Source organism: Alteribacillus sp. YIM 98480, assembly GCF_009765375.1.
GTDB lineage: Bacteria > Bacillota > Bacilli > Bacillales > Marinococcaceae > Alteribacillus.
On record NZ_VTOK01000029.1, the window covers coordinates 1 to 23,347 of the forward strand.

The window sequence follows — 23,347 nt, forward strand, 5'->3', positions numbered from 1 at the left end:
TTTGTGAAAGTAGGACGCTGCCAGGCACTAATGAAAGCTGTCAGAATAGAATTCTGGCAGCTTTTTTGTGTTGTTTAAGAAGGTGATCAAATGCAATAAATATATACTTCTTATTTCACCACGAATATAAAACAATAAGATCAGGAATCAACATTACTGCCCCGCCATTTTATTAGAATAGTTTCATTTATGTGGCGACAAGCCAAGTTTTTTATGTTTTTGTTAACATGTTGGGAACTAATAGTAAAATCGGTAGTTTATCTTTTACATAATCAAGAAAAATAGGGTGAAAATACTAGGGCAGCGAGGTTTCACTTTATGGAGGGAAAACGATGAATGAACCGACACATAAAAAAAAGCGATTAAGTGTTATGGCAGGTGCTGCATTTTTAATGGCAACCTCTGCTATTGGACCGGGGTTTCTAACACAAACTGCTGTTTTTACAGAGGAATTACTAGCTAGTTTTGCGTTCGTTATTTTAGCTTCTATCGTGTTAGATATTGGAGCTCAAATCAACATTTGGCGTATTATTGCTGTATCTAAAATGAAAGGACAGGACATAGCGAATGCTGTTTTACCTGGTCTAGGACATGTTGTCGCTTTTTTTATTGTGCTGGGAGGTCTTGCCTTTAATATTGGAAATGTAGCCGGAGGCGGATTGGGATTCAATGCACTGACTGGTATTTCGACAACAATCGGTGCAATTATTACAGCAATAATCTGTATTATTATTTTTATTGTAAAAGAAGCTGGCGCTGCTATGGACCGGATTGTTAGAGTATTGGGAGCATTAATGATTATTTTAACAGCATATGTCATGCTAGTTAGCTCGCCTCCTTATAGTGAAGCGGTATTACGTACTGTGGCCCCGGCTGAAATTGATATTATGACTATCATAACAGTGGTAGGTGGAACAGTTGGCGGCTATATTACTTTTGCTGGAGGACACAGGATGCTAGATGCTGGTATAGCAGGGAAAGAAAACTTACGGCATGTTACAAACACTTCTATTACGGGAATTATTGTAGCTTCTATCATGAGGGTGCTTCTTTTTCTGGCTGTATTAGGTGTCGTTTCAGCTGGTGTTACCTTAAACCCGGATAATCCAACTGCTACTGTGTTTTTAACAGCAGCAGGGGATATTGGTCTTCGTTTGTTTGGGCTTGTTCTTTGGGCGGCAGGTATTACTTCAGTAGTAGGTGCTGCCTATACATCTGTATCTTTTTTAACATCCTTTCATCCAAACATTGAGAAGAATAAAAGATATTTGACGATTGGATTTATTATATTTTCTACTGTTGTTTTTACGGCTGTTGGTGAACCAGTATTTTTATTAATTTTTGCTGGAGCATTTAATGGTTTAATATTACCATTAACTTTAGGTTCTGTGTTGTTAGCAGCTCACTATAAAAAGATTGTGAAAGATTATAAACATCCGCTGTGGATGACTGTATTCGGAGGAGTAGTAGCCATAGGGACCGCGGTACTGGGGATACGCACATTACTGACTCAGCTGCAGAACTTTTTTTAAGGAAGAGGAGATATATATATGCATCCTATACGAATGGAAGCAATGGGAGATGGCGGTTTAAGAGTGGTGTTTGGCAGTTCTATCTCTAAAAAAATTAATCAGAAAATTAGAGCTTTCACTTTTCTTTTAGAGGAAAATAAAATAAATGGAATTTCAGAATGGGTGCCGTCTTATACGTCTGTGACAATTCATTATGATCCGGCGCGGCTTACCTTTGACGCCTTAAAAAAACAAGTAATGCAAAGGTGCAATGAGGCGAAACAGATAGACATTCCACCTGCAAACGTATATGAAATTCCTGTTTGTTATGGAGGAGAGTTTGGCCCTGATTTAAAAAACGTCGCTTCTCATAATCAATTAGAGATTAATGAGGTAATAGACCTCCATACAGCAGGCGAATATCTTATATACATGCTTGGATTTACCCCGGGGTTTCCTTATTTGGGCGGTATGAATGAAACACTTTCTACTCCTAGGCTAACTACTCCAAGATCGTTAGTAAAAGCGGGATCGGTAGGAATTGCTGGGAACCAGACAGGGGTTTATTCTTTAGACAGCCCCGGAGGCTGGAATATTATTGGCCGGTCTCCTGTCAAGCTGTTTGATGTAACGAAAAAACATCCAGTATTATTAGAAGCAGGGCATTATATACGGTTTTTTTCCATAACTGATACAATGTATGAAACAATAAAGAAACAAATTAAAGAAGGTACATATGAGGTGAAAATGGTAAAGGAGGATGATGTATGAGCCTTAAGGTGGATTTGAATTGCGATCTTGGGGAGAGTTTTGGTGCTTATAAAGTCGGTGAAGATGAAAAGGTGCTAGAGCTGATTACGTCTGCTAACATTGCCTGCGGTTATCATGCTGGAGATCATAATGTGATGGCAGAAACCGTCGCAATCGCTAAAAAGTCAGGAACAGCAATAGGGGCTCATCCAGGTTTTCCTGATTTAGCTGGTTTTGGAAGAAGAAATATGCAGCTAGACGCCGAGGAAATTTACAGACTCGTTATTTACCAGGTAGGAGCCCTTTATGGATTTTGCCAGGCAGAAGAGGTTTCCATTCAGCATGTAAAACCGCATGGTGCTCTATTTAATATGGCTAGTACTGATTTCGAACTTGCCGAAGCGATTGCTACAGCGGTATATGACATAGATCCTCAGCTTATTTTATTTGGGTTATCAGAAAGTGAATTAATAAAAGCTGGAGAAAAAATAGGACTGAAAATAGCAAATGAAGTGTTTGCGGACCGTACCTATCAGCCTGATGGAACTCTCACACCAAGAAGCTTTCCAGATGCTGTCACACATAACGCAGAAGAAGCTTCAGAAAATGTTTTGCAAATGATTAAAAATCACCAAATACGGGCTGTAGATGGAACCGTGTTAAATAAAAAAGTGGACACCATTTGTGTGCATGGAGATAATCCAGAATCCTTGCTTTTTGTACAGCAATTAAGGTCGGTATTAGAAGACAACAAAATTATTATAGAAGCAGTGGGGAAAAAATAATGACTAAAGAAACCCTTTGCTATGTAAAAAAGCCAGGTATGTTTACAACGATTCAAGACTTAGGACGATTTGGTTTTCAAAGTCAAGGCATTCCTCCTGCAGGAGTGATGGATTACTATGCATTTACGATTGCAAACATGCTTACAGGAAACCACTTACGTGAAGCAGTTCTTGAAATAACGATGACAGGACCGGTACTTTCATTTGCTTCACAAGCAGTCATAGCAATAACGGGAGGGGACCTGCAGCCAGAATTAAACGGAGAAACGGTCCCAATGTGGAAAACCTTTACGGTACAAGAGGGAGATGAATTATCGTTCAAAGGACCAAAACAAGGCGCTCGTGCCTATTTGGCTGTTAGCGGAGGTATAAATGGAGAAGAAGTTTTAAAAAGTAAATCAACGTATGTAAAAGCAAAATTAGGCGGGTTTGAAGGAAGAGCTTTACGAAAAGGAGATAAGCTTACGTTTACAGTTCCCTGCAATTCTTTGTCTACTGGGAAAGGTGTACATTCAGAATTAATTCCCTCTTATCCAAGTACTCAAGAACTTCGAGTACTAGAGGGACAGGAATATACTGCTTTCGAAAAAAAAGCAGTTCAGTCTTTTTTTACATCGGCTTATACTGTTACAAATGAATCAGATAGAATGGGAATTAGATTATCGGGCTCTCATGTCACCCAAAAAAATAAAGCGGATATTCTTTCAGACGCGGTAACGTTTGGTACGATACAAGTAGCTTCTGATGGACAGCCGATGATTTTAATGGCAGACAGACAAACAACGGGCGGTTATACTAGAATAGCTAATATTATAACGGTAGACCTCCCAAAGGCTGCTCAAGTATTGCCCGGGCAAAAAATCACATTCAAAAAAGTAAGTTTAGAAGAGGCGCATTCATTGTTTCTAAAAGAACGAAAACAATTTGCAAGCTTGGCGTTAGCGCTCGAAGAAAAGCTATAATAACACGAAAATAGTTAGACACATAGGAGTGGATGAGAAGATGAAACAACGTTTCAATACAAAGACCGTACATTTTCAAATGGATGATGGAGAGAAAAACAAAAGTAAAACCAAACCGATTTATCAAACATCTGCATTTGCGTTTAAAGATTTAGATGACATGGAACAATATTTTCACGGTGAAAAAGATCACCTGTATTCAAGGTACAGCAATCCTAATACCGATGATCTTGGCTATGGAGTTGCTCAATTAGAAGAAGCGCCAGAAGGTATAGCCACTTCTTCTGGAATGTCCGCTATATTGACCGGTGTGTTATCTATAGCGTCACCAGGGGAGCACATTATTGTTCCTCAAGACCTTTATGGCGGAACATATCAATTATTTCAACAAGAACTTCAAGAATGGGGGATTGAAGTATCAGTTGCCTCCTTCAAAAATTTGAATGACATAGAAGCAGCAATACAAAAGAACACGAAGCTTTTATATGCAGAAGCTGTTACCAATCCACTTCTTCGAGTTGAAAATATAGAGAACCTGGCAGAACTGGGTCAAAAAAATGGACTGCGTGTGATGATTGATAATACGTTTGCCACACCTTATTTCTGCCAGCCTTATCTTCAAGGCGCAGATTTGGTGGTCCATAGTGCGACGAAATATATTGGCGGTCATAGTGATGTGACAGCAGGCGTACTGGTTGGAGATACTAATTTAATAGCGAAAGCGAAGAAAAAGATGATTAACATTGGAGCTAATTTAAGTCCTTTCGAAGGATGGCTTGCCTGCAGGGGACTAAAAACATTAAGTGTCAGAATGGCGAAACAAGCTGAAAATGCTGCAAAACTTGCGGAATGGTTTCGTGAGAGTACAGATGTTTCGGTTGTTTATTACCCAGAAGGTCTTTCCTCTAAAGGCAATGGAGCAATGGTTAGTGTAGATTTAGGAGAGGGGTATGACATCCATACATTTTTTCGTTCCCTTGGCTGGATAAAAATCGTTCCAACTCTTGCAGGAGTGGAAACGACCGTTTCATACCCGTTAAATACTTCTCACCGCACTGTTCCAGAAACCATTAGACATGAGCTCGGTATCACGGAAGGAACAGCTAGAATTTCTGTCGGTATAGAGGATGCAGATGATATCATAGAAGGATTTTCAGAAGCATTATCCCTAGCAAAAATATAAAAATAAAAAAACAGCACACCCTCTAAAAATGGATGTGCTGTTTTTTGTCTAGAATATAGAATAAATTGTGAAAAACACGAACGTCTTTCCCCATTGCTTTAATTTAACTGTACTAAAGGAAGAAATGACTAGGGATTCGCCATTAGGACTTGGTGGGAAGCCAAGTTTTCTTTTAAAAGGAAAGAAATTATAAATAGTTGGCGTTTTACATGTCTAGCGCAAGCGCCTACTCGCTCGAGATTCCTTCGGTTCGTCAATGGAAAGCAAAGATCAGCTTTCCATATGCCGACCCTCCAGGACTTGTCGCTCGTGAGCAAGGCGCTTGCGCTTTTCTTAAAAGCTTGTCTATGATTTGTTTAAATAGTTGATCAAATCCTGGTAAATACTTATATTATCGGTAAGAAGAAAAATCGGCAGGAAAACAAAGGTCGCAATTACCGCCAAGTTTGCTAATAGAGCCGAACGCAAGTATTTCCAGGCAGTCATGTAATGCCCTCCTTTAAAGTCTGAATATTCTTTATTATAATGTAACATATTTGTCACATCTTAACAATGAAAAGATATAATTTTAGGTTGCATCCTTCATAATGCTATGATATATTAATATACGTGGCATTAAGAGATAAACATTATATTCCTTTTCATATCGCGGGGTAGAGCAGTCTGGTAGCTCGTCGGGCTCATAACCCGGAGGTCGGAGGTTCAAATCCTTCCCCCGCAACCAATTTAAATTAATACGATATAAACACATAAAGCCCGAAGAAGGCTTTTTTTTTATGTAATAAATTATCATCATTTTCAATCAAAAAGAATGGTCAATCAATGATTTATTTAAACGAATGCGTTAAACTGTAAGAAACAAATATCTATAAGGGTGAGGTTCTGTGCCAAAGGATGAATTTGAATGGATTCGTCAACATACGCCCCAACGCCATTTTCAAAAGAATCTCTTAGAAGGGATCGGAGATGACGCGGCTGTTTTTGCTTCAGAAATGGAGTATAATCAGCTTCTTTGTGTAGATACCATGATAGAAAATATCCATTTTAAGAAAAAAACAATGCGTCCCGAGGATATTGGATATAAAGCGTTAGCAGTTAATCTTAGTGATATTGCTGCTATGGGTGGAATTCCTGTTTTTTATATGGTATCCATAGCTGTGCCGGCTTCTTGGTCCGATGATGAATTAAAAGGAATTTACAACGGAATGACAGATTTAGGAGCTTTTTATCAAATGGACCTGATAGGAGGAGATACAGTCTCTTCTCCACATGAGCTTATGATCTCAGTAACGGTATACGGAAAAGTTGAACACAATGCTTTATTGTTAAGGGGTAATGCCAAACCGGGTGATTATGTTTTTCTTACGAGTGCTACCGGTCGATCAGCAGCAGGACTGCAAATACTTTTGAACAAAGGACGTCTTTCAGATTTTAATGAAAAAGAAAAAGTGTTAATAAATCATCATCAGCGTCCAAAACCTAAAATAATTGCCGGACGCACGGCATTAAAACTTCAAACACGAATTGCGTTGAACGATATCAGTGATGGTCTTGCCAGTGAAACCTTTGAGATTGCCGAAGCTAGCGGTACATCCATAGAGCTGTTCAAAGACCAAATTCCTGTTGCAGAAGAGCTTCTTTTATTTTCAGAAGATAAGTATTGGCAGTGGATTTTATACGGTGGAGAAGATTTTGAAATCGTTGGGACGGTAAGCGAGCGCGATTGGTTACAATTTCAGGACGCCATGAAGCGAAATGGCATTGAACTTTATAAAATAGGACGTGTGAAAGAAGGCTGCCCTTCCGTTACGTTAATTGATGGGGAAAAAAAAGAATCCCTACAAAAGCAAGGATATAATCACTTCAGGTAAGAAATACATACCTAAGGCCCACGAGAAAGTCAGGTGAATGGTATATGCAGCTGGAAATCATAAGTGCTTCTCCGGATGAAACAATGAACATAGCACAATATATTGGCCGCTGTTTACAAAAAGGAGACGTACTTACTTTAGATGGTGAACTAGGTGCCGGGAAAACGCATTTCACAAAAGGAATTGCTGCAGCATTAGAAATAAAGGAAGTTGTGAACAGTCCTACTTTTACGATCATAAAAGAATATACAGGGGTTCTTCCTCTTTATCATATGGATGTGTATCGGTTAGAAGAAGAGGAAGCGGAAGAATTAGGAATAGAAGAATACTTAGAAGGAGAAGGGGTCTGTGTCATTGAATGGGCAGACAAAATCAAAAATCTGCTTCCTATTGATAGGTTAGAAATAACGATAAGAAGAATAAGCGAAACGGATAGAAGTATTCATTTGAATGCTGTTGGAAAAAGGTTTAACGGACTATGCAAGGAGCTGCAAAAAAATGAAAATTTTAGCGATTGATACTTCTACTCACGTCATGGGTGCTGCTTTGGCGGAAGATGATAAACTTCTAGGGGAGTATATAACGAATTTTAAAAAGAACCACTCTCTTCGGCTGATGCCGGCGATTGATCATTTAATGAACGAACTTGAAATAGAACCGAAAGAACTGGACGCCATAGCAGTAGCAAAAGGACCAGGATCATATACAGGTGTCCGCATAGGGGTGACCACGGCAAAATCGATGGCGTGGGCATTAAATATACCAGTATATGGAATTTCTAGTCTTCAAATGCTTGCACAAAACGGTAAGTATTTTTCAGGATATATTTGTCCTTTTATGGATGCAAGAAGAGGGCAAGTGTATACGGGTTTATACACCTCAGAAAACGGTTGTGTGAAAGAAGTTGAAAAAGATAGAATTATTATACTTGAAGACTGGATTGATTTGTTAAAAGAAAAACAAGAGCCTGTCTTGTTTTTAAGTCAAGAATGGGATAAACATAAAGAAGCTATACAGGAAAAGCTGAGCCGCCAAGTAGTATACGGAAGTTTTTCGGATATGCTCCCAAAGCCAAGTAAATTACTCGAGGTTGTTTTAAATCAAGGAGAATCTATCTCTTCGCATGAACTTGTTCCTGAATACACGCAATTAACTGAAGCCGAAAAAAACTGGCTTGCATCGAATAAAGGAAAGAGAAACGATGAGTAATTTTCCAACTATTCGATTTATGGAGGAAAAGGACCTAGAGGGAGTTCTTCGGGTAGAGCATAATGCTTTTCAAATTCCTTGGACAAGGTATGCCTTTGTTAATGAATTAACGAATAACCAATTTGCTCATTACTTGGTAGCTGAATGGGAAGAAGAAATTATAGGCTATTGCGGGGTATGGATCATAATAGATGAGGCGCATATTACTAATATTGCTGTTCATTCTTCTTATAGAGGGAGAAAAATAGGAGAGACTTTACTTGTTAATGCTTTGGAAATGGCATTTACGTATGGCGCAAAAACAATGTCACTTGAAGTAAGAGTAAGTAATATGACTGCTCAATCCCTTTACAAAAAACTTGGTTTTCAGGCTGGCGGAATTCGTAAAAACTATTATACAGATAATTATGAAGATGCTCTCGTAATGTGGGTGAATATAGATGAATATAAACAATCAGAAGAAAGAAAATGAAATTATTTTAGCTGTTGAAACAAGCTGTGATGAAACCGCAGCAGCCATCGTACAAGGAGGAGAACACATTTTATCTAATGTGGTTGCCTCTCAAATAGAAAGTCATAAACGATTTGGCGGAGTAGTTCCTGAACTTGCTTCTCGTCATCATACGGAAAACATTACGTGGATTTTAGAAGAAGCAATGAAGAAGGCGGAAGTTACTTTCGATGATCTAGATGCTGTAGCTGTGACGGAAGGACCTGGTTTGGTTGGTGCTCTGTTAGTGGGGGTGAATGCCGCTAAAGCAGTAGCTTATGCTCGTCGTCTTCCTCTTTTGCCGGTACATCACATTTCAGGGCATATTCAAGCAGCGCGTCTCGAGCGGCCTTGGCGTTATCCAGCGCTAGCCCTAGTCGTGTCCGGCGGACATACAGAACTTGTACTGCTTAGAGAGGAAGGAGAATATGAAGTGATTGGTCAAACGAGAGACGATGCAGCGGGAGAGGCTTACGATAAGGTAGCACGTACGTTAGAACTCCCATATCCCGGCGGCCCTTATATTGACAAGCTCGCTGCAGAAGGGACGCCAAATATAGAATTGCCGATTGCCTGGCTTGAACCCGATTCTTATGATTTCAGTTTTAGCGGCCTGAAATCTGCGGTGATAAATACGCTTCATAATGCAAAACAGCGCGGAGAAACGATACGGTCTGAAGATTTAGCCGCTAGTTTTCAGCAAAGCGTAATTACAGTATTAACAGAAAAAACGAAACGCGCAGCAGACCATTATCAAGTAGAACAAATAGTGTTAGCAGGCGGAGTGGCTGCAAACAAGGGTCTCCGTACAGCAATGTCCAATACGTTTGCTTCTTCTTCAGTAGAATTAACTATCCCACCGTTCTCTCTTTGTACAGATAATGCAGCAATGATTGGCGCAGCGGCTCATGTACAATGGAAAAAAAATAAAACCGCTGGCTGGGATTTAAACGGCGTACCAGGCTTAGCCTTAACATAGGCTAAGCTTTTTTAAAAGGGAAGAAATTATAAATAGTTGGCGTTTTACATGTCTAGCGCAAGCGCCTACTCGCTCGAGATTCCTTCGGTTCGTCAATGGAAAGCAAAGATCAGCTTTCCATATGGCGCCCCTCCAGGACTTGTCGCTCGTGAGCAAGGCGCTTGCGCTTTTCTTATACTTTCGGAAAGAATAACTTTGTTAAATGAACAAAGTATAAGCTAAACTAAGACTTTCGCTAGTTGGTCTTGTTATCAAGCCAAGTTTTAATATTCTTGTTAAGAAAAAGTAAAGAAAACTTGCAGATTCTCGCACCAAAAGGAGAAGACAGAGTGATCTCCCCTAATACCAAGTTAAAGCAAGCGACAACGTTTACTATGTAACGAGGTGAGTTATACACATGGGGATAAAACGGTTGTGGATAATGTGGAGAAGTGTTTTGCATGCTAAAACCGTAAATAATGATGTTGTTAACAACGATATTGTGGATAAGTTAAGCTTTTTGTGTATAAAATCAATAAAGCCTGTGAATATAGTCATGTATATGTTAATAAGTCTGTTGATAGTGTGGATAGTTGAAATATTCTGAAAGGAAAGGAATCCTAATGATTAGAAAAACATTATTTTTTCTGTGGATGACTTTAATAGTTGTGGTTTCTTTTCCTTTTCTTAGTGAAGCAAAAGAAGAGGAGAACACACATGTTGTTCTCGTTTTGGTTCCAGGGCTTTCTTCAGAGGGATTTTTTGGGCTTATGGAACAAGAAGATGACAAGTTGTGGACAAATGCCTCTGCAATTATGTTAAACCGGGTAACAGAAGGACGTGTTTCTCCACTCAGTGAAACATTAACGCTAAGTGCTGGTGTGCCTGCCGCAAGCAGCAATAAAGTATTTCATCCGCCTGAAGTTCAATATCCCATCAATACCTTTGAAAATAAATATACCCTTCCCGTCTTTAAAGAATATATAAAAGAAAATAAGAAAACAACACATCAAGCAGAACTAGGGATGCTAGGTGAAATATTACAGAAAAATAATGTACATTCGAGTTTTATAGGCCATAGTGATTTTTATCAGGAAACCTTTTCATTTGCTCCTTTTTTTACTGTGGATAAATTTGGGGAAACAGCGGGGAATCGAGAAGCGGGGGTGAAAAAGGAAGAGGAGGCTCCGGGTGGTTACGTAATGGATGTAGAACAAACTGTGGAGCAAATTAATAAAATACAGAAGCAATACGCTTCTACATGGACAGTCGTGGAATGGGGTGATATTTATCGTCAATCCCACCCTTCATCCAAGAAAGAAAATGAAGTTCTTGGTAAACTACGTCATTTCATAACAGAATTAAGAACTAGCGGTCACCCTATTTTTCTTTTAGGGATGGCTCCACCTTCTGAAAGTATTGAACAAGGATTAAAAATGGTGCCATTTGTGAAATGGGATGAACATATACCTGTATCTTCTTCGTTTTATTCTCCAACGGTAAAACAACAATATCTCGGCAGCAGTTTAGATGCAGCTCCTAGTTTCTTAAAAACTTTTGATCTAGAAGCACCGAGAAAGTGGAATGGAAATTATTTAATTAGTGAAGAAAAACAGGGCATACCGAGTGAGATGAAAAAAGAAACGGCTGGTGCAGCGCATATTCATGTTACGCGTGCTTCTGTTCTGTCTACTTATATCACGTTATTGGTCATCCTGTTAGTGGCAGGCTTTTTATATTGGAAGGGGAATAAACAAAACAGCACTGCAGCGACTTTTGTTTTGAAAAGTGCTGTGCTGGCGGGAATGATATCACCGATTTCATTTACATTGGCTCCATTAATATTTGGAAGGGGAGTTGTTTCTGTTCCGATATATTGTGCTGCTGTAAGTTTGTTTTCTATAGGAAGCGGTGCGCTTGCAGCAAGGTGGGGCAAACACAGAGCTGTTTGGATTGTATCACTTGTAATGCTGGCTGTTTTAAGTTTCGATCTTTTTTTAGGCGCCTCGTTGATTCAGCGCTCTTATCTTGGCTATGATCCTTTAATTGGAGCACGCTATGGGGGGATAGGAAACGAACTGGGCGGTTTTTTTACCGCGGCAGCAATTTTATTTTTGGAGCCGTTTTGGAAAAAAAGAAGCAAGATGATATGGGTCTGGATTCTAGTTTTTTTAATCATTTTAGGAGCATCTCTTTTGGGAAAAAACGCAGGGGTGATGCTAGCCTCAGGTTTAATGTTTTTTACGCTGGTATTAAAAACGACAACTAACACCAATTTTCAGCCTAAGCGGTTAATGCTTAGCGGTGTATGTGTATTTTTTGGACTGATAGGATTGTTATGGGCCTTTCAGCAGTTCGGTGAAATGTCCCATATAGGCGGGGCGTTTCAATTGATGCTGCAGGGAGAATGGGGAGAAATTCTATCTATCATTTCAAGAAAAATGCAAATGAATGTGAAAATTATAATGCATTCCAATTGGACAAAATTATTATTAACCAGCTATGTGATAGCTGCTCTATATCTATTATTTGAGTCTGCACAGACGTTAAAGTCATCCCAACAAGATGTTCTCCGGGCAGGAGCAATGGGGTCCGTCTTTTTACTGCTATTAAATGACTCCGGTGCAGTAGCTGCTTCTACTTCTATGTTTTTTTTACTGTGCGCTCGCTATGTTTGGTCTTTTGATAAAAGCCAGCACAAATAAGAAAAGCGCAAGCGCCTTGCTCATGAGCGACAAGTCCTGGAGGGGCGGTATATGGAAAGCTGATCTTTGCTTTCCATTGACGAACCGAAGGAATCTCGAGCGAGTAGGCGCTTGCGCTAGACATGTAAAACACCAACTATTTATAATTTCTTTCCTTTTAAAAAAAAAGGAAACCACTGCTATACTGCAATGGCTTTCCTTCCTCTTCATTACGCTTCTTCGAGTTGAAGAGTTTCCCAACGATTCATTTTTTCATCAAGTGACGTTTTCGCATCACTGATTTGCTGCTGAATGTCTCCTGCTTTTTCATGACTTTCATACACTTCGGGCTTGAGCATTTCTTCTTCAAGCGCTTCAATGGATGCTTCTAACTGCTCGATTTCCTGTTCGATTTTGTCGATTTCTCTTTTTCTCTTGCGGGCTTCTTTTTTGGCTTCTTTATCTTGAATAAATGCTTCCTTGTCTTGTCCTTCATTAGAATAGAGTTTATCCTTGCCGCTTTTTGCTTCCCTTTCTGCACGGAGTTGTTGACGCTGCTGTTCTTCGTCTTTTTTCATTAAATAATAGTCATAGTCGCCAAGGTATTCTTGAAGTCCATCTTCTGTTAATTCTACGATCTTTGTTGCCATTCGATTTAAGAAGTAACGGTCGTGGGAAACAAATAATAAGGTTCCTGGATAATCTAAAAGAGCAGACTCCAATACTTCTTTACTATCAAGATCAAGATGGTTAGTCGGTTCGTCAAAAATAAGGAAATTTGCTTTTTTCATCATCAATTTGGCTAGGGCAAGACGAGATTTTTCTCCGCCGCTTAACTCCGATACGTGTTTAAAGACGTCATCGCCGCTGAAAAGAAAATTTCCAAGTACGGTGCGAATTTCTTTTTCTGGCGTAAGCGGGTAGTCATCCCAAAGTTCATGCAGGACATCTTTATTAGAAGAAAGATCGGCTTGTTCTTGATCATAATAACCTACCGTAACCTTGCTGCCGAATTGAATGTTTCCGTGAAGAGCGGCAATTTTACCAGCAATTGTTTTTAAAAGAGTCGATTTTCCAATACCATTAGGCCCAATAAGTGCAATACTTTCTTGTTTTTTTACATCTAGGTTCATATTGGTAATGATTGGCGGTTCCTCTCCGTAGGAAACGCTTAAATCAGAAATGTTCAACACTTCATTTCCGCTTTGGCGTTCGATATCAAACGAGAAATTTGCCGATTTTTGTGCGCCTTGTGGCTTGTCCATCAATTCCATCTTTTCGAGCTTTTTGCGTCGGCTTTGAGCGCGCTTAGATGTAGAAGCACGGACAATGTTCCGTTGAATAAAATCTTCGAGCTCTTTGACTTCTTTTTGCTGCTTTTCAAAAGCTTTTAGGTCTTGTTCATAACGATTGGCTTTCTCTTCGAGGTAGCTGCTGTAATTGCCATGAAAGACCGATGCTTTCGTACGTGCTACTTCATAGACTTTTGATACGATTTTGTCTAAAAAATACCGGTCATGGGATACAATTAACACTGCACCATTGTAATTGGACAAATAATTTTCGAGCCAGCCGAGTGTATCAATGTCAAGATGGTTTGTCGGCTCATCTAGTATCAACAGTTCCGGTTTTGATAAAAGAAGTTTCCCTAACGCAAGTCTTGTCTTTTGGCCTCCACTTAAAGATGCGATAGATGTGTCATAGTCAAAATTTCCAAATTTTAACCCTGAGAGAACACTGCGGATGTCGGCTTCATATTGATATCCGCCTTTTTCTCTAAAAGAATGCTGGAGCACATCGTATTCCGCTAATATTTTCTCATAAGCTGTTTCATCACTATAAACAGACGGATCAGCCATTTTTTCTTCTAATTGACGTAAATTCTGCTCCATTTTTTTAACTTCTGTAAATACAGTAAGCATTTCATCCCAAATGCAACGATCAGATTGGAGGCCGCTGTGCTGATCGAGGTAGCCAAGCCGAATTCCTTTTGGAGTAATAATTTCTCCTGAATCGTAAGAAAGCTTTCCGGCCATTATTTTAAGAAGGGTAGATTTTCCGGCTCCGTTACGCCCGACAAGTGCAACCCTTTCATTAGATTTTATTTCAAGTTTAACATGATCTAAAATAGTTTCTGCACCATATGATTTGGTTATATTAGAACATTGAAGAACTATCATATAAGTTCATCCTTTATTATTAAGGTTTATCTATATCAAGTCTATCTTAAATTTAATAAAAACGCGATGATATGCTGTTAAAGGAATGGTTATTTCCTATGGCAGAACAGTGAACAATACGTACAAAAAAGATCTCCCTATTACATTCGAGCAATTATTAGTGTACAATAGGAAAGAAGCAAAAGCAGGTCCAACCCCTTTAGATAAGTATTACATTACTTCTTCGTCGTTGCAGATGATATACTTGAGATGATGAACAACGAAGAACTTGTTGGAGGCTGCTATGAACATAGATCAACAAAAAATACCGCAGGCAACTGCGAAACGATTGCCGCTTTATTACAGGTTTTTAGAAAATTTACATGCATCCGGTAAACAACGCGTATCCTCCACAGAGCTTAGTGAAGCTGTTAAAGTAGACTCCGCTACGATTCGCCGCGATTTTTCTTACTTCGGAGCTTTAGGAAAAAAAGGATATGGATATAATGTAGACTATTTGCTGTCTTTTTTTCGAAAGACACTTGATCAGGACGAAGTGACAAAAGTCTTTCTGGTTGGTGTCGGTAATTTGGGAACTGCTTTGCTTAAATACAATTTCTCAAAAAGTGATAACACACAAATAGTCTCCGCTTTTGACGTAAGAAAAGACATTATCGGCGAAGAGATCAGCGGTGTAGAAATATATCATTTAGATAAAATCAAACAGGTGAAAGATAAGAATGACGCTTCTGTTGCTATATTGACTGTACCTGCTGCAGTTGCACAGCAGACGGCAGATACGCTTGTGGAAGCAGGGATAAAAGGAATATTAAATTTTACTCCTGCCCGTATAACTGTTCCGGATCATATAAGAGTACATCATATTGATTTATCTGTTGAATTACAAACGCTTGTATATTTTTTGAAAAACTATCCTTTAAGTTAGAGGTATAGTTAGAGGTATACTATTTTAGATGGAGGTGGCTCACATGCCTTTAGGTCCAGGGAGTATTGCATTAATTGTGTTGGTGGCACTGCTTATTTTTGGTCCGAAAAAATTGCCGGAGCTTGGACGAGCAGCTGGTAATACGCTGCGAGAATTTAAACATGCTACCAAAGGACTTGCAGATGATGATGATGATGATTCCAAAAATAAAAGCAAACAAAATTCAAGCGCAGACAAGTAAGGAATAGGACGGGTACATCATGGCTCAGAACGATATGTCCATTTATGAGCACATCGGGGAATTACGCAAAAGGATATTAATCGTGGGAGGTTTTTTTCTTGCTGCCATGATTTTTGGTCTGTTTCTTTCTCCGGTGCTTATTACTTATTTGCAAAATATACCGGAAGCAGAAAGCTTTCCGATGAATGTGTTCAAATTAACGGATTCACTGAAACTGTATATGAATTTTTCCTTTTTTATTGGATTAATTTTAATCTTTCCTTTACTTTTATATCAACTCTGGGCTTTTGTGGCACCTGGGTTATTAGAAAAAGAAAAGAAAGTAACGCTAGCTTATATTCCGATAGCAACGATATTGTTTTTTGGCGGGTTGGCTTTTGCTTATTTTATTCTTTTTCCAAATGTCATTCACTTTTTAAGCAACCTATCTGATAGGCTTAATTTGACCGAACAGTACGGTGTTAATGATTATTTTGCTTTTTTGTTTCAGCTTACCATTCCGTTTGGATTTTTGTTTCAACTTCCGGTCGTTGTTATGTTTCTGACGCGATTGGGATTGGTGACGCCGGCATGGCTGCGAAAAGTCAGGAAATTTGCTTATTTTGCATTGTTGATATTGGCTGGTTTCATCACACCGCCGGAAATTGTCTCCCATTTAATGGTAACCGTTCCTCTTTTCCTCTTATATGAAATAAGTATCACCATTTCAAGATTTTCATATAAAAAAGTATTAAAAGCGGAACAAGAAAAAATGGAACAATGGGCAAAAGAAGATAAGGAACGAAATATAAAATAATCAAGAAACTGCCTGGGACGTATCAGATAGCGAACCAGGCAGTTTTGTTATACAGCCAGCGCCTGTCTGCTCACGGTGAAGAAAGATCCTCTTCTAAAAAAGCGCGAGTGTTGCGGTGCAGTTCAAAAGTCTGCAGGCAACGTTTTTGAAACTTCGTAAGGCCTATGCTGTTCTTTCCCGCTCAGACGTTTGAGCTGTTCTTATTGGATGGTGAGCTCAATGAAGAAATTACCCAGCAAATGGTTGATTGTTATCTCACTCCTGATGGGAACCTTTACCATGATCTTGAACAATAGCATGTTAAATCCAGCCCTTCCTCGCTTTATGGACATTTTTGAAGTAAATGCAGCTGCGGTTGGATGGATCATCACTATTTTTATGGTAGCAATGGGAGTGACAATGCCCCTTACAGGCTTTCTTGGCGATAAATTTGGGAAGAAAAAAGTGTATATAACAGGTCTTTGTATTTTTACGGCAGGTTCTTTTTTGGGAAGTTTGTCTTGGGACCTTGAAGCATTAGTCTTTTTTCGAAGTATTCAAGGGGTAGGTGGAGGATTAATGATGCCTCTTTCTATGGCATTAATTTTTGAGGCTTTTCCACGAAATGAGCGGGGAATGGCGACAGGAGTGTGGGGAATTGCAGCAATGCTTGCTCCGACAGTGGGCCCTGCTGCCGGGGGAATAATTGTTGAAATGGCAAGCTGGCATTATTTATTTTTAGTTAACATTCCATTTGGAATCACAGCAATCTTTTTTGCGAAAATATTCTTAATAGATACGGAAACGAATCCGAATATCCGTTTTGATAAATGGGGTTTTTTATTTGTTACAGGAGGAGTTGGCCTCCTTTTATTTGCCTTAGGGAATATTTCTACGTATGTGGACTTACGTTCTCCATTAAATATCATTTGTATCGTCTCTGGGATAGTGTGTTTATTTATTTTTACACAGATTGAAAAAAGAGCTGCGTATCCCCTTTTGGATTTGTCGATCTTTCGGATTAGTGCCTATTCATTAAGTATGCATATCACAGGTCTATCTAGCGTTGGATTGTTTGCTGGTATCTTTTTAATTCCTTTGCTCGTCCAGAATGTATATGGTTATGATGCGGTGATAACAGGATTGATATTTTTACCGACCGCTTTAATGAGCGGGGTTTTTATTAATCTTGGCGGACGTTTATTAGATAAAGGAAAGCCTGTACTAGTTGTGACCACAGGAACAACGGTATTAGGTGCAGGTACTATCGCACTTGCTTTTCTTTCTCTGGAGTCGGCTTTAATTTGGGTGTTTATATGGATGGCTGTGCGGGGGATTGGAATGGGACTTTGCAGTATCCCAGCTTCTACGGCTGGCATTAATTCTATACCCGAAGCTCTTGTTTCTAGAGGTTCAGCTATGAACAGCGTATTTCGGCAAATGAGTAATGCACTTGGTATTGTGTTTGTATCAATCTATTTTGAGGTAAGACGTTCTCAGCTGTTCGCGAACAACAGCGATTCTAGTGAATCTGCAAGCATTCAAGCTATTACAGAAAGCTTTGCCGTCCTTGGAACGATTACATTATTGTCTATACCTGCAGCTTATCTATTGGGGAAGAAAGCCAAGCATTCTCAGAAAGAAAGAGAGGAAGAATAAAGAAAACTTGGCTGGCGTCAAGCCTTTAGGTGAAGGCGATTGCCTAGCTGCACTTGTACTGATATCTTCAAAATTTTGAGCACGTCGATGTTTCATCCATGCTAAAATTTTATACTTCTCTATCAGTGGAATGAAAAGTGTAAACAAAAAACTCCGCTTTAATAACGTCGGTGCGGTGTGCAGTACGTTGAATGGCATGATTTTTTCTTAAAATGTCATTTCGTTTATCGATCTTTACACGAACAACTGCTCTTTACGAAAAGAAGGGATGCGAAATCATTTCACATTCAATTGCCTTCCCTTCAAAATAAAGATACACCCAACGATATTCTGAGGTCCTTGCTTTATGATAAACCCGTAAGGATAAGGGATCCCTTTTAGATGGCTTCTTTAGGCGGGGGACCCGTTCCATAGTCGTTTGGCTTTTTTCATCCCCCTCATCGATGATGGTTACAGCATAAGAGTGTTTTTACACGTTTAAACCTAAAACAGTGCAAAAAAAAGCTTGGCATAAGCGCCAAGCTTTTCTTATTTCTTTTCTTTTCCATCTCTAGGTTTCATTCTGAAAAAACGGATACCTACCATAATGTCGATAGCCGCAACACCTGCAAAAAAGAAAGCCCAAAAGTCCCAGGATGACGTATTTACGTTTTGAATAGCTAGATAAATAAACAGCCCGGCAAGAGCAAAATATATCATTCCCATTGTGTTTGGAGAAAAATTCATAAAGGCCATCCTCCTAAGATGAATTGCATCTGTTCGAGTTCTTCCTGCATTTCTTGCAGCTTATCTCCTAATAGCACCTGTATAATGACAGCATAACCATTCATAGCTACATGGGCGATAATAGGTACGATAATCCGTCCTGTTTTGACGTATAAAAACGAGAAAGTAAAACCAACAGCGGTATAAATTAATATGTGTGTAAAATCAAGGTGCACAATTGCGAAAATAACAGAGCTTAATAACGCAGAAATAACAAAGTTAAAACGTTTATAGAATGCCCCAAATATTACTTTTCTAAATACGATTTCCTCTAAGATAGGACCAATGATAGCAACAACGATGGCAAATATAGGAACCATCTTTACCATTTCTAGTATATCCTGTGTATTTTCTGAACCAGGTTCAATACCAAATGCATATGTTTCAATCATAATCGCTAGATATTGAGCAATAAATGCCAAAAATATCCCAAAAATAGACCACTTCACTGCATGTCCTGTCGTCGTGCGTTCTAACCTCGGGTGTTTGTAGCGGCGTTCTGGAAGGAGTAAAAGTAAGATGAGAAGTAATGTAACAATAAAACTCCACATGCTCCAGGCCGCAAAACTTTCGTTTAGATCTAATCCTCTACCATAAAGAAAAGGCACGCCAAAAATTCCGGAAACATGCATTAATATGTAAACAATAAGTATAGCCCAATAACGACTGTTCACCTTAGTTCAACTCCTCTATTAAGCATATGCCCGTATTGTATCATAACGTGATTAGAAACGAGAGTCATAAGGTATGTGAAGTTATTGTGACAAGAGGAGGATTAAAACTTGGAAATAAAGGGAAAATTTGAATGAGGGGCAATTTCTTAAAAGAAGTAAAAGTGCGGTCAAACTTCAGAGAGAAAAAAGAGTATGAATCAATGACTAAACATTTTCGAAAAAATTTCTCTTTTCTCTTGCAAAAACGAAATGAAATGATTATCATAATAATTGGTATTAGCACTCGCTTAACTTGAGTGCTAATAATATCAAAAAATGTCGGTAATCCGTGCTGCCGCTGTTTGCAGCAGTTGCCGAGAAAATCCTAAAGGAGGGTGTTTACCTTGTTAAAGCCTCTTGGTGATCGACTCGTAATCGAGCAAGTCCAAACTGAAGAAAAAACAAAAAGCGGAATCGTGCTTCCGGATTCTGCGCAGGAAAAGCCTCAAGAAGGTAAAGTTGTCGCAGTTGGCAACGGCCGTGTGACAGACAATGGGGAGCGCATTGCCCTGGAAGTAAAAGAAGGAGATTCTGTTATTTTCTCTAAATATGCAGGAACAGAAGTGAAGTACGAAGGAAACGATTATCTCATCCTTCGCGAAAGTGACGTACTCGCTGTCATTGGTTAATAACAGGGTCTAAAAACCCTACATATTACATTTATTCAGGAGGTTGAAACGATGGCTAAAGATATCAAATTCCGTGAAGACGCCCGCCGTGCAATGATGCGTGGGGTAGATGAGCTTGCTAATGCTGTAAAAGTAACATTAGGGCCAAAAGGCCGCAACGTTGTATTGGAGAAAAAATTTGGTTCTCCGCTTATTACAAATGACGGTGTTACAATTGCTAAAGAAATTGAGCTCGAAGACAACTTTGAAAACATGGGTGCTCAGCTCGTATCTGAAGTAGCCAGCAAAACAAATGATATCGCTGGTGATGGTACAACAACAGCGACTGTTTTGGCTCAAGCTATGATTCAAGAAGGCTTGAAAAACGTAACTTCCGGTGCGAACCCAATGGGAATCCGCAAAGGGATTGAAAAAGCTACGGAAGTGGCTGTAGAAGAATTGAAAAAGATTTCTAAGCCGATCGAAAGCAGCGAATCTATCGCACAAGTTGCATCTGTTTCCGCATCTAGTGATGAAGTAGGCCAAATCATTTCTGAAGCTATGAATCGTGTAGGAAATGACGGCGTTATCACGGTAGAAGAGTCCCGCGGTCTTGAAACAGAACTTGAAGTAGTTGAAGGTATGCAGTTTGATCGCGGATACGCGTCTCCTTACATGGTGACAGACTCCGATAAAATGGTTGCGGAACTAGAAGATCCATACATTCTTATCACAGATAAGAAGATCACCAATATCCAAGAAGTTCTTCCGCTTCTTGAACAAGTGGTTCAGCAAAACAAACCAATCTTAATCATTGCTGAAGATGTTGAAGGTGAAGCACTTGCTACACTAGTGGTGAACAAACTTCGCGGTACGTTCAATGCTGTAGCAGTAAAAGCACCAGGCTTTGGCGACCGTCGTAAAGCAATGCTTGAAGACATTGCTCTTCTCACAGGCGGCGAAGTAATCACGGAAGACCTTGGTCTTGACCTGAAATCTGCTACCATTGACCAACTTGGCCGTGCAGGAAAAGTAGTTGTAAACAAAGATGACACTACGATTGTTGAAGGCTCCGGCAAGCCTGAAGACATTTCCGGCCGTGTGAACCAAATTAAAGCACAAATCGAAGAAACAACTTCTGAATTTGACCGTGAAAAACTGCAAGAGCGTCTTGCTAAGCTTGCAGGCGGTGTAGCTGTTGTTAAAGTCGGCGCTGCTTCTGAAACAGAAATGAAAGAACGCAAGCTTCGCATCGAAGACGCACTGAACTCTACTCGCGCTGCAGTAGAAGAAGGTATTGTCTCCGGTGGTGGTACAGCTCTTATGAACGTTTATAAAGCTGTGCAGGCTATCTCTGTTGATGGAGATGAAGCAACAGGCAGAAACATCGTGCTGCGCGCATTAGAAGAGCCGCTTCGTCAAATCTCCCACAATGCAGGCCTTGAAGGCTCCGTTGTAGTAGAGCGCATGAAAGGTGAAAAAGTAGGTACCGGATTTAACGCTGCTACTGGCGAGTGGGTAGACATGGTTGAAGCAGGTATTGTAGATCCTACAAAAGTTACTCGTTCTGCATTGCAGCACGCTTCCTCTGTTTCCGCTATGTTCCTTACTACGGAAGCTGTTATCGCTGACCAGCCTGAAGAAAATGAAGGCGGCGGTGCCGGCGGCGGAATGCCAGACATGGGCGGCATGGGAGGAATGGGCGGCATGATGTAAAACCTTTGCTGTAAATGCTTATACACCAGTATTTACAAAGGTTTTCGTAAGCACATTCCCCTCGGATTATCACAAGATTATCACAATATTTTAGAAAGGGCGTTTTCGTACAGATTTTTGACTCTGGCGAAAGCGTCCTTTTTCATTTTCTTGGTGATGTGCGTATAAATCTTTAATGTGGTTTGTGCATCATCGTATCCCACTCGTTCCATGATTGTAGGCAAGTCTACCCCTGCTTCTGTCATCATGTTGATTTGGGTGTATTTAAAAATATGAGAGTAGCGTGTTTTTTTAAAGTCTGTGAATTGCAAAAGTCTGGTCATACGTGTACTAATGGTTTTTTTGGATAAACGGGTATCCTCTCGGGTGACAAAAGACAAAGTTTTCGTCGTGATACTCTTCCTCTTTATATGACTTCATAAAACGCTTTTGAAGTGATTTTAGTAATTTCATGATACTTTCTTCTATAGTGATACTTAACAAAAATGGAAGAGAAAGAGTAGGTGCTGAGATAGTACGGAAAAGAACAACGAACATTCAACATTATTTGTTGCGAAATCAATATTATATTTTCATGAACTGCCCTTCATCTTGGGAGAACGAAATGCTGGTAGAAGCGGGGGAAACCTCTATAGTCTGTGATGCTACATTCAATTATAAGAATATACCCGTTTTTGTAGAGGTGGACTGTTCTTAATCCATGCAAAAAAATGAACGAAAAATATAGAAGTATAGAACGTTCTCAAGGAATGGCGATTCTTTCAATTTAATTGATTACAGAATTACAAAGCAGGAAACCGAAATTAGAGAAATTGTGTGAAGGAAATATCAACATCGGTTTTATCGAAAACTTACGAGAAGGCAAAGGAATTGGCCCTTGGTGAAGATTTTCTCAACCTTCTAAAAGGAGTGTTGTACACCCAATTTGTACCTCAGTAATATATCATCACAAATAATAAGATAGCGACGAAAAATTCGTTGCTATTTTTTCATACTTTTGTAGGGCTTTTGTAATCACTGTTGAACTATAAAGATGGAGGTGATAAATAGTGGAGAAAGAGGTTGTTATTAAAAAGATTTTCATACGATAACAGCTAGAAGTACCGACCAATTACAAACACAATTATACAAGGTCCTTGATTTGTATCGGAATAATAAAAAAGAGTTTGTGTTAATAGCCGAGTATAACCAGTAAAAGATAAAGAATTTATTGTTATTATAGATAAAACGGAAGAGTAGCAAAATTAATCTGCTGCCCATTTTAAAAAGCTTTCAGTGAACACACAATTGAAATTGGGGCTGGGACATAACTAGCCCGAAATAGTAAAAAAGATTCCGATTATCGTTTTTTGATAATCGGAA

General features: G+C 39.4%; 26 protein-coding genes and 1 tRNA gene. 21 read left to right on the plus strand and 6 right to left on the minus strand.

Going from position 1 to position 23,347, the window contains the following annotated elements:
* Window positions 1–332: 332 nt before the first annotated feature.
* The 6 genes from FZF09_RS22080 to FZF09_RS22105 all read left to right on the plus strand — a co-directional run bounded on the left by FZF09_RS22080 (window position 333) and on the right by FZF09_RS22105 (window position 5,559).
* Entirely contained in the window at window positions 333–1,532 is a 1,200-nt protein-coding gene (locus tag FZF09_RS22080) for an NRAMP family divalent metal transporter (RefSeq protein ID WP_158738703.1), read from the plus strand.
* 18 nt (window positions 1,533–1,550) lie between these two features.
* The gene (gene pxpB / locus FZF09_RS22085; protein ID WP_158738704.1) at window positions 1,551–2,282 is read left to right on the plus strand and encodes a 5-oxoprolinase subunit PxpB; all 732 of its coding nucleotides are present in this window, start codon (window positions 1,551–1,553) and stop codon (window positions 2,280–2,282) included.
* On the plus strand, window positions 2,279–3,046 hold the full coding sequence (locus FZF09_RS22090; RefSeq protein ID WP_158738705.1) for a LamB/YcsF family protein: 768 nt from the start codon (window positions 2,279–2,281) through the stop codon (window positions 3,044–3,046). Before pxpB ends, FZF09_RS22090 begins: the two co-directional genes overlap by 4 nt.
* Complete coding sequence (locus FZF09_RS22095) at window positions 3,046–4,008, plus strand: 5-oxoprolinase subunit C family protein (RefSeq protein WP_158738706.1); 963 nt, start codon at window positions 3,046–3,048, stop codon at window positions 4,006–4,008. Before FZF09_RS22090 ends, FZF09_RS22095 begins: the two co-directional genes overlap by 1 nt.
* Window positions 4,009–4,048: 40 nt before the next feature.
* A complete protein-coding gene (locus FZF09_RS22100; RefSeq protein ID WP_158738707.1) occupies window positions 4,049–5,191 on the plus strand; it encodes a trans-sulfuration enzyme family protein in 1,143 nt (380 codons plus the stop codon).
* 209 nt (window positions 5,192–5,400) lie between these two features.
* Window positions 5,401–5,559 carry a hypothetical protein gene (locus tag FZF09_RS22105; RefSeq protein WP_158738708.1) on the plus strand — a complete coding sequence of 53 codons (159 nt, stop codon included), beginning with the start codon at window positions 5,401–5,403 and terminating at the stop codon, window positions 5,557–5,559.
* Here FZF09_RS22105 and FZF09_RS22110 read toward each other — a convergent pair.
* On the minus strand, window positions 5,537–5,677 hold the full coding sequence (locus tag FZF09_RS22110; RefSeq protein ID WP_158738709.1) for a hypothetical protein: 141 nt from the start codon (window positions 5,675–5,677) through the stop codon (window positions 5,537–5,539). The genes FZF09_RS22105 and FZF09_RS22110 overlap by 23 nt on opposite strands.
* A 161-nt stretch (window positions 5,678–5,838) precedes the next feature.
* On the opposite strand from FZF09_RS22110, the gene FZF09_RS22115 reads away from it, so the two are divergent.
* From FZF09_RS22115 to FZF09_RS22150, 8 genes are all read left to right on the plus strand, one after another.
* Window positions 5,839–5,915, plus strand: a tRNA-Met gene (locus FZF09_RS22115).
* A 160-nt stretch (window positions 5,916–6,075) separates the two neighbouring features.
* Complete coding sequence (gene thiL, locus FZF09_RS22120) at window positions 6,076–7,062, plus strand: thiamine-phosphate kinase (RefSeq protein ID WP_158738710.1); 987 nt, start codon at window positions 6,076–6,078, stop codon at window positions 7,060–7,062.
* Between the two features lie 44 nt (window positions 7,063–7,106).
* A complete protein-coding gene (gene tsaE / locus FZF09_RS22125) occupies window positions 7,107–7,580 on the plus strand; it encodes a tRNA (adenosine(37)-N6)-threonylcarbamoyltransferase complex ATPase subunit type 1 TsaE (RefSeq protein ID WP_158738711.1) in 474 nt (157 codons plus the stop codon).
* Window positions 7,561–8,271 (plus strand): tRNA (adenosine(37)-N6)-threonylcarbamoyltransferase complex dimerization subunit type 1 TsaB, encoded by a 711-nt coding sequence (gene tsaB, locus FZF09_RS22130; RefSeq protein ID WP_158738712.1) that lies wholly within the window; start codon window positions 7,561–7,563, stop codon window positions 8,269–8,271. The genes tsaE and tsaB overlap by 20 nt, the downstream gene beginning before the upstream one ends.
* Window positions 8,264–8,743, plus strand: a complete 480-nt coding sequence (gene rimI / locus FZF09_RS22135; RefSeq protein ID WP_158738713.1) for a ribosomal protein S18-alanine N-acetyltransferase — start codon at window positions 8,264–8,266, stop codon at window positions 8,741–8,743. Before tsaB ends, rimI begins: the two co-directional genes overlap by 8 nt.
* Entirely contained in the window at window positions 8,712–9,740 is a 1,029-nt protein-coding gene (gene tsaD / locus FZF09_RS22140; RefSeq protein ID WP_158738714.1) for a tRNA (adenosine(37)-N6)-threonylcarbamoyltransferase complex transferase subunit TsaD, read from the plus strand. Before rimI ends, tsaD begins: the two co-directional genes overlap by 32 nt.
* Before the next feature lie 48 nt (window positions 9,741–9,788).
* Window positions 9,789–9,962 carry a hypothetical protein gene (locus tag FZF09_RS22145; RefSeq protein ID WP_158738715.1) on the plus strand — a complete coding sequence of 58 codons (174 nt, stop codon included), beginning with the start codon at window positions 9,789–9,791 and terminating at the stop codon, window positions 9,960–9,962.
* A gap of 380 nt (window positions 9,963–10,342) precedes the next feature.
* Entirely contained in the window at window positions 10,343–12,424 is a 2,082-nt protein-coding gene (locus FZF09_RS22150; RefSeq protein ID WP_158738716.1) for a hypothetical protein, read from the plus strand.
* Here the strand turns inward: FZF09_RS22150 and FZF09_RS22155 are convergent.
* Both FZF09_RS22155 and FZF09_RS22160 read right to left on the minus strand, forming a co-directional pair.
* A complete protein-coding gene (locus tag FZF09_RS22155; protein ID WP_158738717.1) occupies window positions 12,363–12,548 on the minus strand; it encodes a hypothetical protein in 186 nt (61 codons plus the stop codon). The genes FZF09_RS22150 and FZF09_RS22155 overlap by 62 nt on opposite strands.
* A gap of 85 nt (window positions 12,549–12,633) precedes the next feature.
* Window positions 12,634–14,583: an ABC-F family ATP-binding cassette domain-containing protein gene (locus tag FZF09_RS22160; RefSeq protein WP_158738718.1), complete on the minus strand. Its 1,950-nt coding sequence runs from the start codon at window positions 14,581–14,583 to the stop codon at window positions 12,634–12,636.
* A gap of 283 nt (window positions 14,584–14,866) precedes the next feature.
* Here FZF09_RS22160 and FZF09_RS22165 point away from each other — a divergent pair, with 283 nt between their 5' ends.
* From FZF09_RS22165 to FZF09_RS22180, 4 genes are all read left to right on the plus strand, one after another.
* Window positions 14,867–15,508: a redox-sensing transcriptional repressor Rex gene (locus FZF09_RS22165; protein WP_158738719.1), complete on the plus strand. Its 642-nt coding sequence runs from the start codon at window positions 14,867–14,869 to the stop codon at window positions 15,506–15,508.
* A gap of 43 nt (window positions 15,509–15,551) precedes the next feature.
* Entirely contained in the window at window positions 15,552–15,749 is a 198-nt protein-coding gene (locus FZF09_RS22170) for a twin-arginine translocase TatA/TatE family subunit (RefSeq protein WP_158738720.1), read from the plus strand.
* A gap of 19 nt (window positions 15,750–15,768) precedes the next feature.
* Complete coding sequence (gene tatC, locus FZF09_RS22175; RefSeq protein ID WP_158738721.1) at window positions 15,769–16,545, plus strand: twin-arginine translocase subunit TatC; 777 nt, start codon at window positions 15,769–15,771, stop codon at window positions 16,543–16,545.
* Window positions 16,546–16,764: 219 nt separating this feature from the next.
* The gene (locus FZF09_RS22180; RefSeq protein ID WP_158738722.1) at window positions 16,765–18,183 is read left to right on the plus strand and encodes an MDR family MFS transporter; all 1,419 of its coding nucleotides are present in this window, start codon (window positions 16,765–16,767) and stop codon (window positions 18,181–18,183) included.
* 528 nt (window positions 18,184–18,711) lie between these two features.
* Here FZF09_RS22180 and FZF09_RS22185 read toward each other — a convergent pair.
* Together FZF09_RS22185 and FZF09_RS22190 are read right to left on the minus strand one after the other, a co-directional pair.
* Complete coding sequence (locus FZF09_RS22185) at window positions 18,712–18,909, minus strand: YdiK family protein (protein ID WP_158738723.1); 198 nt, start codon at window positions 18,907–18,909, stop codon at window positions 18,712–18,714.
* On the minus strand, window positions 18,906–19,622 hold the full coding sequence (locus tag FZF09_RS22190) for a CPBP family intramembrane glutamic endopeptidase (protein WP_158738724.1): 717 nt from the start codon (window positions 19,620–19,622) through the stop codon (window positions 18,906–18,908). Before FZF09_RS22190 ends, FZF09_RS22185 begins: the two co-directional genes overlap by 4 nt.
* Before the next feature lie 383 nt (window positions 19,623–20,005).
* On the opposite strand from FZF09_RS22190, the gene groES reads away from it, so the two are divergent.
* Entirely contained in the window at window positions 20,006–20,290 is a 285-nt protein-coding gene (gene groES, locus FZF09_RS22195) for a co-chaperone GroES (RefSeq protein ID WP_158738725.1), read from the plus strand.
* 51 nt (window positions 20,291–20,341) lie between these two features.
* Window positions 20,342–21,985 (plus strand): chaperonin GroEL, encoded by a 1,644-nt coding sequence (gene groL, locus FZF09_RS22200; protein ID WP_158738726.1) that lies wholly within the window; start codon window positions 20,342–20,344, stop codon window positions 21,983–21,985.
* 80 nt (window positions 21,986–22,065) lie between these two features.
* Here the strand turns inward: groL and FZF09_RS23430 are convergent, their stop codons facing one another.
* Complete coding sequence (locus FZF09_RS23430; protein ID WP_158738727.1) at window positions 22,066–22,365, minus strand: tyrosine-type recombinase/integrase; 300 nt, start codon at window positions 22,363–22,365, stop codon at window positions 22,066–22,068.
* 436 nt (window positions 22,366–22,801) lie between these two features.
* On the opposite strand from FZF09_RS23430, the gene sda reads away from it, so the two are divergent.
* The gene (sda, locus tag FZF09_RS23435; protein ID WP_158738728.1) at window positions 22,802–22,924 is read left to right on the plus strand and encodes a sporulation histidine kinase inhibitor Sda; all 123 of its coding nucleotides are present in this window, start codon (window positions 22,802–22,804) and stop codon (window positions 22,922–22,924) included.
* Window positions 22,925–23,347 lie beyond the last annotated feature (423 nt).